This window comes from Pantoea sp. nfd-35 (genome assembly GCF_056892255.1).
On record NZ_CP122403.1, the window covers coordinates 1,188,006 to 1,203,469 of the forward strand.

Annotated in this window: 10 protein-coding genes; 9 read left to right on the forward strand and 1 reads right to left on the reverse strand. The window is 57.3% G+C overall.

The annotated features are described in order from the left end of the window. The first annotated feature begins 78 nt into the window (after positions 1-78). Positions 79-1,365 carry an aminopeptidase PepB gene (gene pepB / locus P9J57_RS05680; protein ID WP_013026742.1) on the forward strand — a complete coding sequence of 429 codons (1,287 nt, stop codon included), beginning with the start codon at positions 79-81 and terminating at the stop codon, positions 1,363-1,365. 51 nt (positions 1,366-1,416) lie between these two features. Beyond that, a complete protein-coding gene (gene sseB / locus P9J57_RS05685) occupies positions 1,417-2,181 on the forward strand; it encodes an enhanced serine sensitivity protein SseB (protein ID WP_013026741.1) in 765 nt (254 codons plus the stop codon). Positions 2,182-2,214: 33 nt separating this feature from the next. On the opposite strand, the gene sseA is transcribed toward sseB, so the two are convergent. Next, positions 2,215-3,057 (reverse strand): 3-mercaptopyruvate sulfurtransferase, encoded by an 843-nt coding sequence (gene sseA / locus P9J57_RS05690; protein ID WP_483279422.1) that lies wholly within the window; start codon positions 3,055-3,057, stop codon positions 2,215-2,217. 145 nt (positions 3,058-3,202) lie between these two features. On the opposite strand from sseA, the gene P9J57_RS05695 reads away from it, so the two are divergent. The 7 genes from P9J57_RS05695 (at position 3,203) to ispG (ending at position 15,376) form a co-directional block, all read left to right on the forward strand. After that, entirely contained in the window at positions 3,203-8,101 is a 4,899-nt protein-coding gene (locus P9J57_RS05695; protein ID WP_483279423.1) for an alpha-2-macroglobulin family protein, read from the forward strand. A 12-nt stretch (positions 8,102-8,113) separates the two neighbouring features. After that, positions 8,114-10,441, forward strand: coding sequence for a peptidoglycan glycosyltransferase PbpC (gene pbpC, locus P9J57_RS05700; RefSeq protein ID WP_105079346.1), 2,328 nt, complete (start codon positions 8,114-8,116; stop codon positions 10,439-10,441). A gap of 176 nt (positions 10,442-10,617) precedes the next feature. Further along, positions 10,618-11,049, forward strand: a complete 432-nt coding sequence (gene ndk / locus P9J57_RS05705; protein ID WP_003848684.1) for a nucleoside-diphosphate kinase — start codon at positions 10,618-10,620, stop codon at positions 11,047-11,049. 183 nt (positions 11,050-11,232) lie between these two features. Then, positions 11,233-12,402 carry a dual-specificity RNA methyltransferase RlmN gene (rlmN, locus tag P9J57_RS05710; RefSeq protein ID WP_013026737.1) on the forward strand — a complete coding sequence of 390 codons (1,170 nt, stop codon included), beginning with the start codon at positions 11,233-11,235 and terminating at the stop codon, positions 12,400-12,402. Between the two features lie 81 nt (positions 12,403-12,483). Continuing rightward, positions 12,484-13,215: a type IV pilus biogenesis/stability protein PilW gene (gene pilW, locus P9J57_RS05715; RefSeq protein WP_013026736.1), complete on the forward strand. Its 732-nt coding sequence runs from the start codon at positions 12,484-12,486 to the stop codon at positions 13,213-13,215. After that, entirely contained in the window at positions 13,205-14,215 is a 1,011-nt protein-coding gene (gene rodZ / locus P9J57_RS05720) for a cytoskeleton protein RodZ (protein ID WP_028715467.1), read from the forward strand. Before pilW ends, rodZ begins: the two co-directional genes overlap by 11 nt. Before the next feature lie 39 nt (positions 14,216-14,254). After that, a complete protein-coding gene (ispG, locus tag P9J57_RS05725) occupies positions 14,255-15,376 on the forward strand; it encodes a flavodoxin-dependent (E)-4-hydroxy-3-methylbut-2-enyl-diphosphate synthase (RefSeq protein WP_014594315.1) in 1,122 nt (373 codons plus the stop codon). The last annotated feature ends 88 nt before the right edge of the window (positions 15,377-15,464 follow it).

Genomic DNA, 15,464 nt, shown 5'->3' on the forward strand with positions numbered 1-15,464 from the left:
CGTGCAGCGTAACATCTGAATGAAAAAGCCGTCTTAAAACAGGCTGGATGAAACGAATAACGAATACGGAGCCCTACAATGAATACACAACCGATGAATATTACGCTCAGCAGCCAGCCCGCCGATGCGCGCTGGGGCGAAAAAGCGCTGTTAAGCAGCAATGATAACGGCATGACCCTGCACCTGCGTGAAGCGGATGCCTTGATGACCATTCAACGGGCCGCCCGTAAACTGGATGGCCAGGGCATTCGTCATGTTTCACTGGCTGGCGAAGGCTGGCACCTTGAGCAGTGCTGGGCATTCTGGCAGGGTTATCGCGGGCCTAAGGGCAAAAATCAGGTGGACTGGCCGCAACTGGGTGAACACGAGCAGGCGGAGTTCGATCGCCGCCGCAAAATTGTTGGCTGGGTGCGCGACACCATTAATTTACCAGCCGACGATCTGGGCCCGGAAACGCTGGCGCACAGCGCCATTGACTTACTCAGTGAGCTGGGTGGTGAGGCCGTCAGCTATCGCATCACCAAAGGCGACGACTTACGCGAACAAGGCTACATGGGCCTGCACACCGTGGGGCGCGGCTCCAACCGCCCGCCGGTCTTTCTGGCGCTGGATTTCAACCCAACCGGAGACAGCGAGGCGCCTGTTTACGCCTGTCTGGTGGGCAAAGGCATTACCTTTGATACCGGCGGCTACAGCCTGAAACCGAGCGCTGGCATGGACTCAATGAAGTCGGACATGGGCGGCGCGGCCACCGTCACCGGTGCGCTGGCGCTGGCGATCGCGCGCGGGCTGAATAAGCGGGTTAAACTTTACCTCTGCTGCGCGGATAACATGGTCAGCAGCAATGCCTTCAAACTGGGCGACATCATTCGCTACCGTAACGGCAAGTCGGTAGAGGTGATGAACACCGACGCTGAAGGCCGCCTGGTACTGGCTGATGGCCTGATTGATGCCAGCGAGCAGAACCCGACGCTTCTGATCGATGCGGCAACCCTGACCGGTGCCGCGAAGACGGCGGTCGGCAATGATTATCACGCGCTGTTTACCTTTGACGATGGCCTGGCGCAGTCAGTGATGGGCAGCGCAGTCAGCGAAAACGAACCTTTCTGGCGTTTGCCGCTGGCGGAATTCCATCGCAACCATCTGCCATCGAACTTTGCCGATCTGAACAACATTGCCAGTCCGGCGCATTCGGCAGGTGCCAGCAGCGCTGCCGCGTTCCTGTCGTACTTCGTCAGCCACTATCAGCAGGGCTGGTTACATATTGACTGCTCAGCGACCTATCGCAAAAGCGCGGTCGATCAGTGGGCTGCCGGTGCAACCGGTCTGGGTGTCCGTACCCTCGCCAACCTGTTACTGAAATAAGCGCAATCCAGCGGTGACCTGGTCACCGCTTTCTCAAGGTAGAAGTAAACTATGAACCGTCTTGAAGAGGTGCTGAAGCTGGCCGCGACCGAGCCTGCGCACCGGCCTGAATTTTTCCAGCTGTTGCTGGAAGCTGACGTCTGGGTGCCCGGCGAAAGCACCAGCCAGCAACTGGATGCCAGTACGCCGGTGGATCTCCAGCACTGGGAAAAAGAGGATGGCAGCAGCGTCATACCGTTTTTTACCTCCGAACAGGCGATGAGCGAAGCCGTTGAGAGCGAACAGGCGTATTTACGTTTACCCGTGCGCACCCTGTTTGACATGACGCGTGGCGAAACCCTGTTTTTGAACCCAAAACTGCCGACGGGAAAAGAGTTCTCCGCGGCGGAAATCAGCCATCTGCTGGGCGAAGAGGGCAGTGCACTCACTCAGCAAAGCGTGCTGGAAGGTGGGCAGTCACTGCTGCTGTCGGAAGTGGCAGAACCGCCTGCCCAGATGATTGACTCTCTGACCCAGCTGCTCAGCAAATATAAGCAGGTGAAACGCGCCTTTGTTGCCAGCATTCGTGAACGCGCGGATGAGGAACCTAACCTGCTGATTGGGATTGAAGCGGACAGCGATATTGAGGCCATTATTCAGGCCGCTGGCAGCGTCGCCAGCGACACGTTACTGGATGACGCACCCATTGATATCTGCGAGGTCACGGCAGACGATCGCGGCATCAGCCACTTCTTTACCGCCCACATCACGCCCTTTTATGAACGTCGCTGGGGGAGTTTCCTGCGCGAGTTCAAAGGCGGTCAGCGTATTATCTGACAACGCGCGCGGCCTCACCGGCCGCGCGTCTTCTTATTTCGCAATCGGCAAATCGTCCCGGCTTCCCCATTCGCCCCAGGAACCGTCATAGAGCGTAGCCTCCCGAACGCCCAGCGACGTCAGCGCCAGAATCAACACGACCGCCGTAACGCCTGAGCCACAGGTGGCGACAACGGGTTGCGTCAGGTCCACGCCCGCCTGGGCAAACAGGGCGCGCAGTTCGGACTCTGGCTTCAGTTGTCCCTGTTCAACCAACAGGTTCCACGGCAGATTCAGACTGTTGGGAATGTGCCCGCGATGTAAACCAGGACGCGGTTCATCTACCTCGGCATTGAAGCGGTTAGCCGCACGGGCATCCACAATCTGTGCGCCACCTTCATGGCTAATCAACAGCACGTCAGTCAGGCGTTTCACCAACCCGTCATCGAACTCAGCCTCGAATTCGCCCTCAGGCAGGCTCACTTCCCCCTCCGCCAGCGCAAAGCCTGCGGCTTTCCAGCCCTGCAAACCGCCAGCCAGAATGGAAACCTGGGCGACGCCGAAAGCGCGCAGCATCCACCAGGCGCGCGGGGCAGAAAACAGGTTGCCCTCATCATAAACAATCAGATGTTTATCACTGTTGACGCCAAGCTCGCGCATGGCCACGGCAAAGCTTTCAGCGCGCGGGAGCATATGCGGATAGGGGCTGGTGTGATCGGAAAGTGCTTCAATATTAAAGAAAGGTGCCTGGGGCAAATGACCCGCCAGGTATTCAGCCTGGATATTGCGAACCGCATCCATGCCTAGCGGCAGCATACGTGCGTCCAGTACCTGCAGCGTTTCATCGTTGTAGTGTTCTTGTAACCAGTCGGCGGACACAAACAGTGGCGTCGTCATAACAACCTCATCTCAGCAATCTGTCATGCCAGTGTCCGGTAATGTGCACACCATCTCAAGAGAAGCGTTGATTAAATGCGAGCGTTGATGTGAAATTGCCCAGCGTTATATAACAATTCCCCTGGGGCCCGGTGAAGGATTTACCATGAAAAAACGCATTAACCGGCTGCTGTTCAGCATGCTGATCGGTGGTTCGCTGCTGTCTGTCGCCACCTTACCTGTTTTTCCTGTCAGTGCAGAAACCCCTGCAGCCAGCGCGCAGGCCAGCAAACCACTCACCATTATCGATCTCTCTGAATTACAGCTTGATGGCGCGGCGGCGCTGGTTTTAACCTTTAATCAGCCGCTGGATGACAAGCAGGATCTGGCGCAAAAGGTCAGGTTGATCGACGATAAACACGGCAAAGTCGATGGTGGTTGGGAGCTTTCCAGCAATCGTAAAGCCCTGCGTTTTCGCCATCCTGAACCCTCTCGTCACTTCACCGTGACCGTCGATTCGGGCTTGCGCGCCGCCAGCGGTGAGACGCTGACAACGGCCTACAGCAAAAAAATCACTACCCGCGACATTGAGCCGATGGTGGGCTTTGCCAGCCGAGGCTCCCTGTTGCCGTTGCGTATCGCGCAGGGGCTGCCGGTACTGGCGTTGAACGTAGACCAGGTGGATGTGGATTTTTTCCGAATCAAAAATGCGGGCCTGGCGGAATTCCTTTCCCAGTGGAATTACGGTAACAACCTCTCTACCTGGCAATCTCAGGAACTGCTGAAAACCAGCCAACTGGTGTATACCGGCCGCTTTGAACTCAACCCGGCCCGTAACACGCGGGAAAAACTGCAGTTGCCGCTGAAAGACATTAAGCCGCTTCAGCAGCCAGGGGTTTATCTGGCGGTCATGAAGCAGGCGGGCACTTATCACTACAGCATGCCTGCGACGCTGTTTACCCTGAGCGATATCGGCCTGTCGCTGCACCGCTTTCCCACCCAGTTTGAACTCTTCGCACAGAGTCTGGAAAACGGCGCACCGCTTTCCGGCGTCAGTATCAGGCTGTTGAATGATAAAGGCCTGGTGCTGCAAAACGGCACCAGCGACAGCAGCGGTCATTTGCGCCTTAATGCAGACGAAAAAGGCAAGTTCCTGCTGGCCATGAAGGGCGAACAAACTTCGCTGATCGACCTGGCGCGCCCTGCTCTGGATTTAGCCGAATTCCCCGTAGCGGGGCCCGAAGGCTATGACAAACAGCTCTTCGTCTTCGGCCCACGAGATATTTATCGGCCTGGCGAAACAGTGATCGTCAATGCGCTGCTGCGCGATGCGGACGGCAAGCCTTTACCTGCCCAACCGGTTAAGGCTGAGCTGGTACAGCCCGACGGCGAGGTAGTGCGCACGGTGGTCTGGCAGCCGCAGGACGGTTTCTATCAGCAGCGGTTTGCTTTACCGGCTTCGGCGATGACCGGCGGCTGGATGCTGCGGCTGAATACCGGTGATAACCAGCTGCGGCAGTGGCATTTCCGCGTTGAGGATTTTCTGCCTGAGCGCATGGCATTAACGCTGAAAAACGATGAACAACCCCAGCCTGCGGATGCCGATATTACGTTCGACATTGAGGGGCGCTATCTGTATGGCGCGCCTGCGGCAGGGAATCAGCTGCAGGGACAGCTCTATCTGCGTCCGGCCCGTGAGGCGGTTGCTGCGCTGCCGGGCTACCAGTTTGGTGACATCACCGAACAGGGCCTGAAGCGCAGTCTGGACGATGTCGATCTTAAGCTTGACGCCAACGGCAAGGCGCAACTGACCGTGGATAATCAGTGGGATCAGCTTCACTCACCGCTGAACCTGATACTGCAGGCCAGCCTGCTGGAAACCGGCGGTCGTCCGGTCACCCGACGTGCTACTCAGGCCATCTGGCCGGCGGACGCGTTGCCCGGTATCCGTCCGCTGTTTGGCAATAAGGCGATCTACGATTACCGCAGTGACAGCTATCACGATGAGCCGACCGTGCCGGAAAACAGCCTGGCAGAATTCGATATTGTTTATGCCAACAGTCAGGGCGCTAAGCTGGCGGCAGATAAGCTTGACGTACGCTTAATTCGTGAACGGCGTGACTACTACTGGAGCTTCTCTGACAGTGAAGGCTGGCAGTCACGTTACGATGCCAAAGACCTGCAGGAAGATGAGCAATCTGTCAGCATTCCCGCTGACGGCAGCACCAAGGTCAGCTTCCCGGTCGAGTGGGGCAGCTACCGGCTAGAGGTCCAGTCGGGTGAAAAAATCATCAGCAGCGTGCGTTTTCAGGCGGGCTATGACTGGCAGGATAATACCAATGGTACAGGCGCGCTGCGTCCGGACCAGGTCAAACTAAAGCTGGATAAAGCCGCGTATCAGCCGGGTGAAACCGTCCATTTGCAGGTCGAATCGCCCACGGCCGGGAAAGGTTATCTGATGGTGGAATCCAGCAGCGGGACGCTCTGGTGGCAACCCTTAACGGTGCCGCAGGGTGGAACCCAGGTGGACGTGCCGATCGCGGCCAACTGGCAGCGCCACGATCTCTATTTCAGTGCCATTGTGGTGCGGGAAGGGGACAAAACCAGTGGTGCCACGCCGAAACGGGCGGTCGGACTGTTACATCTGCCGATGGCGACCGAGGCGCGACGTTTAACGCTGACGCTGGACGCACCCGATAAGGTTCGTCCTGAGCAGAACCTGACGGTGAACGTTCAGGCCAGCCGTGAAGGCGGCCCGCTGCCTGACAAGGTGCACGTCCTGCTGTCAGCGGTAGACAGCGGTGTGTTAAGCGTGACGGATTATAAAACGCCCGATCCCTGGACGGCTTTTTTCGGTCGCAAGCGTTATAACGTCGATCAGTACGATGTGTTTGGTCAACTGATTGAAGGCGGTGGACGGCTGGCTGCTCTGCGCTTTGGCGGAGACGGTGAAGACGAATCCATGACGCGCGGCGGTAAAAAACCGGTCACCCACGTCAATATCGTGGCGCAGCAACTTCAGGCCGTTACGCTGGATAAAAACGGCAAGGGCGCCATTACGCTGTCCATTCCGGCCTTTAACGGCGAGTTGCGCTTAATGACGCAGGTCTGGAGCGATGACAGCTTTGGCGCTGCCGAACGTAAGCTGGTGGTGGCTGCCCCGCTGGTCAGCGAACTGGCCACGCCGCGTTTTCTGGCCAGCGGCGACAGCGCGTCACTGGCGCTGGATATCACCAATCTGACGGACCTGCCGCAAACGCTGAAGGTCGATTTGACTGCCAAAGGTCTGATAGGACTGTCGGGCGCGGCCACACAAAATGTGACGCTGGCAAAAGGCGAAAGGACCACCTTGCAGGTGCCCGTGACGGCGAAAACCGGGTTTGGTGACGGCGAAGTGCAGGTGCAGATTTCAGGACTGAACCTGCCCGGTGAGACGGTGCGGCCCAGCCAGCAGACGTGGAAGATTGGCGTCAGGCCGCCTTATCCAGCGCAAACCCTCAATTTTGCCGCTGTGATTGACCACGATCGCCCCTGGCAGGTCACGGCGGCGGCGTTTGCGGGTCTGGATGCAGAAACCCTGAGTGGACAACTGACCCTGAGTAATCGTCCGCCTTTAAATATCGCCAGCTACATTAGTGCGCTTTATGCCTATCCCTATGGCTGTCTGGAGCAGACCACCAGCGGTCTCTGGCCGTCGCTCTATACCAGTCAGGCGCAGCTCAGCGCTATGGGGATAAAAACCAGCAGTGATGACGTTCGTCGGGCCGCCGTTGACACCGGCATCGCCCGTCTGGCCGGGATGCAGCGTGCTGACGGCAGCTTTGGGTTGTGGAGTAAGCAGAGTGAAGAGGAGTTCTGGCTCACACCTTACGTTACTGACTTTTTACTGCGCGCCAGCGAAGCGGGCTATGCCTTGCCCCCTGACGTGATTGATCGGGCTAACGCACGGCTGCTGCGTTATTTACAGGACCCTTCACAAATTACCGCTAGTGGCAGTGCCGACATCGATGCATTGCGTTTCAGCGTTCAGGCTTATGCCGGCCTGGTGCTGGCGCGTCAGCAGCGTGCGCCACTGGGCGCGTTGCGTGCGCTTTACGAAAAGCGTGACAAGGCCAAATCGGGGCTGGCGCTGATGCAGTTGGGTGTCGCGCTGAAGCTGATGGGGGATGGACAGCGTTCGCCGCTGGCTGTGATGCAGGGCGCCACGCTGTCACGACCTGAAAGCAGCTGGTTTGGCGACTATGGCAGCACGGTGCGCGATGAGGGGATGATGATCGCCCTGTTAGCGGAATATCAGCTGCAGCCGGAACTGCAAAACAGCCTGCTGCTGTCACTGTCAAAAGAGCTGAACGGCAAGCGCTGGCTCTCTACCCAGGAGAACAATGCGCTTTACCTGGCGGCGCGCACGCTGCAAACCGCACAGGGTAAGGATTGGCAGGCGATACTACAGGGTCATCAACCGCCCGTAAGCAGCAGTGGGCCTGTGAATAAAGGGCTGGATAGTCAACAGCTGACGCAAGGCGTTGACGTGAGCAATCCCGGCACGGCACCGCTGTATGGCAGCCTGAACGTGGTGGGTTATCCGCTGACGCCGCCGCAACCCGTCAGCCATATGCTGTCCGTTAAGCGAGAGTACTTCACCCTGGACGGTAAACCGGCGGATCTCAATAATCTGCGCAGCGGTGAATTGCTGGTGGTCCGTCTTACCGTGGCCGCGAAACGCCGCATCAGCGATGCGCTGGTCGTGGATCTGTTACCGGCCGGACTGGAGCTGGAAAACCAGAATCTGGCAGACAGCAGTGCCAGCCTGGGTGACAGTGCGGATGCGCTAAAAGAGAGCATGATGGATATGCAGCAGGCCAACATCCGGCATATTGAGTTCCGTGACGATCGCTTCGTTGCCGCGCTGGCAGTGGATACGTATCGTCCTGCAACCCTGATGTATCTGGCGCGCGCAGTAACGCCGGGCATCTACCATATGCCGCCACCGCAGGTGGAATCGATGTACGTACCTGAGTGGCGGGCGATTGGTGCGTCGCCGCAACAGCTGCATGTACAACAGTAGCCGGGCCGGGTTGTGATCAAAAACAGGCACATCAAAAAGCGGTGGGTAGCCCTGCCGCTTTTTATTCTGGCCTTGCTGCTTGTCCCGCTGATTCTGGATCGGTTATTCCCCTTGCCCCTTAAAGAGGTTCAGCCCGCACGTGTGGTGGTCGCCGAGGACGGCACACCCCTGTGGCGCTTCGCTGACGACCAGGGCATCTGGCGCTATCCGGTCACTCCCGCTGACGTGTCGCCGACGTACATACAGGCGTTGCTGACCTATGAAGATCGCTGGTTCTGGTACCATCCCGGGATTAATCCGCTCGCCCTGCTTCGCGCGGCCTGGCAGGACCTGCGTCATGGCAGCGTCATTTCGGGTGGCAGCACTTTAACCATGCAGGTGGCCAGAATCATCGACCCACAGCCGCGAACGCTGCGGGGCAAGCTGATTCAGGCTTGGCGCGCTCTGCAACTGGAGTGGCATCTCTCTAAATACGATATCTTAACGCTTTATCTTAATCGTGCGCCCTTTGGCGGCACGCTGGAAGGGATTGGAGCGGCAAGCTGGAGCTGGCTGGGTAAAGCGCCGTCACAGATGACAAGGGGCGAGGCGGCGCTAATGGCCGTATTGCCACAGGCACCCAGTCGTTTGCGGCCCGATCGCTGGCCAGAGCGGGCTGAAGCGGCACGTAATAAGGTGCTGGATCGGCTGGCGCAGTATCATGTCTGGTCGCCCCGACGGGTCGCTGAAATCCGCCAGGAACCGGTCTGGCTCCCGCCGCGCCAGATGCCGCAGATGGCGCCGTTACTGGCGCGGCGACTGTTATCGATGACTACGCACGATAAAATCGTCTCTACGCTGGATCCGTCGCTGCAGCGCGAGCTGGAAAGCATGGCGCTGAATGTGAAAAACCAGCTTCCTCCGCGCACCTCACTGGCGATACTGGTGGTGGATCACACCACTATGGCTGTGCGGGGCTACGTCGGTTCCGCCGATTTCGGCGACGACAGCCGTTTTGGTCATGTGGATATGATTGCCAGCGTTCGCTCGCCGGGATCGGTCCTGAAACCCTTTGTCTACGGCATGGCGCTGGACGAGGGGCTCATCCATGCCGAGTCTTTACTGCAGGATGTTCCACGTCGTTTTGGCGATTACCGTCCGGGTAACTTCGATACTGGTTTTCATGGCCCGGTCAGCGCCAGTGAAGCGCTGGTGCGATCACTCAATCTGCCCGCCGTGCAGCTGCTGGAGGCGCTGGGCCCAAAAAATGTGGCCGCACGCCTGCGCAATGTGGGGCTAAATCTACGTTTCCCACCGGGTACAGAGCCTAATCTGTCGTTGATTCTCGGCGGCACCGGAGCGCGCATGGATGATATCGTGGCGGCCTATAGCGCCTTTGCCCGACATGGCAACGCCGGTCAGCTGCGCTGGATGGCAGACCAGCCCTTACAGGAACGCCCACTGCTTTCGCCCGGTTCGGCCTGGATCATCCGCCGTATTCTGGGCGGTGAGGCTCAGCCTGCGGGTAATGGCAGCGCGCCTGCGGTGGTACCGCTGGCATGGAAGACCGGCACCAGCTACGGCTACCGTGACGCCTGGGCCGTGGGAATCAATCCGCGTTATCTGATTGGTGTTTGGGTCGGACGACCCGATGCAACGCCGGTTGCGGGGCAGTTTGGTTTCGCGTCTGCGGTTCCCGTCATGAATCAGGTTAACAACGTACTGATGAACCGCCTGGCCGGGCGGGCAATCCCCACCGATCCGCGACCGGCGTCGGTCAGCGTGGCAGGCATCTGCTGGCCCGGCGGGCAGCCGCTGCCCGAGGGAGACGAAAACTGCCGACAACGGCGGCAGAGTTGGGTGCTGAACGACACGCTGCCGCCGACCTTGCTGGCGCCGGGGCAGGAAAGCCTGAGCGGATTGCACCTGCGTTACTGGCAGAACGAACAGGGCTTACGGGTTGCGGCGGATTGCCCGCGAGCCATCAGCCATGAACGTCTGGTGTGGCCTTTGCCGCTGGAAGCCTGGCTGCCGCCGCAGGAGCGTCGGGCGCAGCGCTTACCGGCGGTTGATCCCCGGTGTCCGCCCTTGCAGCAGGGCAGTAGCGCGCCGCTGATTGTGACTGGCGTTATTGACGGGCAGCGCGTTCAGCCGCTGCCGGGCAATACTACGCTGGTGATACCGGTCGCGGTGCAGGGCGGTCAGGGCGTTCAGCGCTGGTGGTTTTTAAACGGCGAGCCGCTCGAAACGCAAAGTCAGAACGGCACCCTGTCGCTACCTCTTGATCGGGCTGGGGACTATCAGCTGGTGGTCATGGATGAGGCCGGTCAGCTGGCCTCTGTCGTTTTTACCCGTGGGTGAGTGTTTTTTGCGCTAAATCAGAGTTGAAAAGTATTAGCCCCGACTCAGATCAAGATTTTTCAATAAATTATGGGTTCGGTGATAGGCAACGTCACACTCAACCCCTATAATCGGCGCCGTTTCTTAGCCGGGGCGCGCGCCCTCGGTTTCTTCAGAACGTCAAGACAGAGGTCATCATGGCAATCGAACGTACTTTTTCTATCATCAAGCCAAACGCCGTCGCTAAAAACGTGATCGGTGCCATCTACAACCGTTTTGAAAGCGCAGGCTTCAAAATCGTTGGCGCAAAAATGCTGCAGCTGAGCAAAGAGCAGGCTGAAGGTTTTTACGCAGAGCACCAGGGCAAGCCGTTCTTCGACGGTCTGGTTGAATTCATGACGTCTGGTCCGGTTGTGGTTTCTGTACTGGAAGGTGAAAATGCCGTTCAGCGTCACCGTGACCTGATGGGTGCAACTAACCCTGCTAACGCGCTGGCTGGCACACTGCGTGCAGACTACGCTGACAGCTTCACCGAGAACGCAACCCACGGTTCAGATTCTGCCGAATCAGCCGCTCGTGAAATTGCCTATTTCTTCGGCGAAAACGAAATCTGCCCGCGCACCCGTTAATTGCTTAACGACTGACGCGTACAGGGCTTTACAAAAATCTGCTGAACACGGGCAACTCTAGCCTGTTATCAGGCAGCAGATGTTGTACAATATTGCGCCTTCATTGAGCCAGCTTAGTGAAGGCGCAATTTTTTTCTTTTCCCAACAGCGCCATAACGTGTAACAACGAGGCCAGAGAATATTATGTCCGAACAGATTGTGACGTCCGCGTCCACCTCGCCTATTTCCGTCTCACCCAAAAGCCAAAAAATCAACCTGCTGGATCTCAACCGTCAGCAAATGCGTGAGTTTTTTGTCTCGCTCGGTGAAAAACCCTTCCGTGCCGATCAGGTGATGAAGTGGATTTACCACTACTGCTGCGATGATTTCGAGCAGATGACCGACATTAACAAGAAGCTGCGTAACCGGTTAATGGAACTCACCGAAATTCGCGCCCCGGAAGTGGCTGAAGAGATGCGCTCAACGGATGGCACCATTAAATGGGCTATTCGCGTCGGCGATCAGCTGGTTGAAACGGTGTATATCCCGGAAGGGGATCGCGCCACCTTATGTGTCTCCTCTCAGGTGGGTTGCGCGCTGGAATGTAAATTCTGCTCGACGGCGCAGCAGGGCTTTAACCGCAATCTGCGCGTGTCAGAAATTATTGGTCAGGTCTGGCGTGCCGCAAAAATCGTCGGTGCGGCCAAAGTGACCGGTCAGCGTCCTATCACCAACGTGGTGATGATGGGCATGGGTGAGCCGTTGCTCAACCTGAATAATGTGGTTCCGGCCATGGAAATCATGCTGGATGACTTCGGTTTTGGTTTGTCGAAACGCCGTGTCACCCTGTCGACCTCGGGCGTTGTGCCTGCCCTGGACAAGCTGGGCGACATGATCGACGTTGCGTTGGCGATTTCGCTGCATGCGCCAAACGACAAACTGCGTGACGACATCGTACCCATTAACAAGAAATACAATATTGAAACCTTCCTGGCGGCGGTTAAACGCTATATTGGGAAGTCCAATGCGAACCAGGGACGCGTCACGATCGAATACGTGTTGCTGGATCATGTTAACGACAGCACCGATGACGCGCATGAACTGGCGGCATTGCTGAAAGAAACGCCGTGTAAGATCAACCTGATTCCATGGAACCCCTTCCCCGGGGCACCTTATGGTCGCAGCTCGAACAGCCGCATTGACCGCTTCTCCAAGGTGTTAATGGATTACGGCTTTACCACTATCGTGCGTAAAACCCGTGGCGATGATATTGATGCCGCCTGCGGCCAGTTGGCCGGGGAAGTGATTGACCGTACGAAACGCACCCTGCGTAAGAAAATGGCGGGCGAAGCCATATCTGTGAAGGCGCTCTGAAAGGCTGACTAACAGGGTTTTCCATTCCGTCTCTGCGTGGCAGGCTGCTGCCAGCCACAGGGATAACAGGATGGAAAGGCGATGGGCAAAGGGATGTGCACGGCATTACTGGCCGTTTTTGTTGTAAGCGGTTGTGTCCGTTCGCCGACCCAATCGGGGGCAGCGGAGCTTCGTTTGCAACTGGGTATGCACTACCTCGCGGTAGAGGATTATCCTGCTGCGCGCCGTAATCTCTTACGGGCGCAGGCGGCCGCTCCCCAGGATTACCGCGTGCCCCTGGCATTGGCCCGGCTGGCTCAGCGGCAAGGGCACACTGCCGCAGCGCATTATCATTTTCAGCACGCGCAGCGAATTGCGCCACATAATGGTTACATCCCTAACAATTACGGTGCGTTTCTTTGCGCTTTAGGGCAGTATGATGAAGCGCATCAACAGTTTATCCGGGCGAAGGGTGCGCAGGAAGGAGACGCCCGTATCGATGCGTATGAACTGTCGGGGTATTGTTATCTGCGGGCAGGAAACAGAGAAGCAGCGCGTGCTGCTTTGTCGTATGCGCTCGATGCGGACCAGAGTAAAGGAGCGTCGCTACTAGCCGAAGCTGAAAGCGCGGTCGAAAATGACCAGTGGGCTAACGTAGCGCTATTATTAGAGCTTTACCAGCCGCTGCCGGAGACGGCACGCAGCCTGGCGTTACACATACGTTTCGCCGCGCAACAGGGAAATGCCGCAGACGTTTCACGTTATGGCGACCAGTTAGCGCGACGTTTTCCGCAATCGATACAGTACCAGCGTTATTTAGCTAATGAATACTGAAGCCACTCAAGAAAATTCTGCAGTTCATTCCACAGGTACACGCCTGCGTCTGGCCCGTGAACAAATGGGACTCACGCAGCAACATGTTGCTGAACGCCTGTGCCTGAAACTTACTACCGTACGTGATATTGAAGAAGACAAATCACCTGCGGATTTAGCCTCTACCTTCCTGCGCGGTTACATCCGTTCTTATGCGCGTCTGGTGCACATTCCTGAAGAGGAACTGCTGCCGATGATGGAAAAGCAGACGCCGGTTCGTGCCGCAAAAATTGAGCCGATGCAAAGCTTCTCCCTGGGCAAACGGCGTAAGAAACGCGACGGCTGGCTGATGATTTTTACCTGGCTGGTGGTCTTTGTCGTGATCGGCCTGACAGGCGCCTGGTGGTGGCAGAACCATAAAGCCTCACAGGATGAGCTGGTGTCGATGGCCGATCAAAACGGCAGTAACAGCGACAGCAGCCAGTCTATCCCCCTGGGACAGACGAACGGCGCATCAACCGATAACAGCACCAGCGTGCCGTTGGGCAATAATGCCGCCAGCACACCAGCGAACGCCGATGAATCCACCGGCACGGCGCCTGCTGAAAACAGTAACAGCAGTAACAGCACTGCCGCGGCTGCCCAGCAGGAAGAGAATAACACCGTTGTTTCGCCTTCTCAGGCACCGACTTCGACCAGCCCCGCACCGGCCAGCACCAATACGGCGCAGCAGATGCCAGTGGGCGCGGCGGCGGTTAGCGAACCGGCGGCGGATCCGAATGCCGTGGTGATGACCTTTACCGGCGACTGCTGGCTGGAAGTCAGCGATGCAACGGGTAAGAAACTGTTTAGCGGTATCCAGCGCAGCGGTGGCAAGCTGAGCCTGTCTGGCACGGCTCCCTATCGTCTGAAAATTGGCGCGCCATCCGTGGTTCAGGTGCAATATCAGAATAAACCCGTTGATTTAAGTCGGTTTATCCGTAATAACCAGGTTGCTCGCCTGACGTTGGGTGCGCAATAACAGCGTATCGCGTGTACCGGGCAATTGTGGAGAAGAAATATGCATAACCAAGCACCCATTATCCGTCGTAAGTCTAAACGTATTTACGTCGGCCAGGTGCCCATTGGCGACGGTGCGCCAATCGCCGTTCAGTCGATGACCAACACCCGCACGACTGACGTAGCCGCGACGGTCAATCAGATCAAAGCCCTTGAGCGCGTAGGCGTCGATATCGTCCGCGTCTCGGTGCCCACCATGGATGCCGCCGAAGCGTTTAAGCTGATTAAGCAGCAGGTGAACGTCCCCCTGGTGGCAGATATCCACTTTGACTACCGTATTGCGCTAAAAGTCGCGGAGTATGGAGTGGACTGCCTGCGTATCAATCCGGGTAATATCGGTAATAACGAGCGTATTCGTGCGGTGGTTGACTGCGCCCGCGATAACAATATCCCCATTCGTATCGGTGTTAACGCCGGATCGCTGGAAAAAGATCTGCAGGAAAAATACGGTGAGCCTACACCGCAGGCCCTGCTGGAATCGGCGATGCGCCATGTCGATCATCTGGATCGTCTTAACTTCGATCAGTTTAAAGTCAGCGTGAAAGCCTCTGATGTGTTTCTGGCGGTTGAATCCTATCGTCTGCTGGCAAAGCAGATCGAGCAGCCGCTGCATCTTGGTATTACCGAAGCGGGCGGTGCACGTGCCGGTGCGGTGAAATCGGCGATTGGTCTGGGGCTGTTACTGGCCGAAGGCATTGGCGACACGCTGCGTATTTCTCTGGCAGCCGATCCGGTTGAAGAGGTAAAGGTTGGCTTTGATATCCTGAAGTCGCTGCGCATCCGCTCTCGCGGGATCAACTTCATCGCCTGTCCGACCTGTTCACGTCAGGAGTTTGACGTCATTGGCACGGTAAACGCGCTGGAGCAGCGACTGGAAGACATTATCACGCCGATGGACGTCTCCATCATCGGTTGCGTGGTGAATGGGCCTGGCGAAGCCACCGTTTCTACGCTTGGCGTGACCGGCAGTAATAAGAAAAGCGGCTTCTATGAAGATGGCGTGCGCCAGCGCGAACGTCTGGACAATGACGATATGATCGATCAACTGGAAGCGCGCATTCGTGCCAAAGCGGCCATGCTGGATGAAACCCGTCGTATTGACGTGCAGCAACTGGAAAAATAATCCGTTGCGTGTACGGCGTGCATGACTTTTTTAGCTGAACCTGTGCGGTTTCATCCTCATGAGGTATGATGCCGGACAGGTTTTTTTG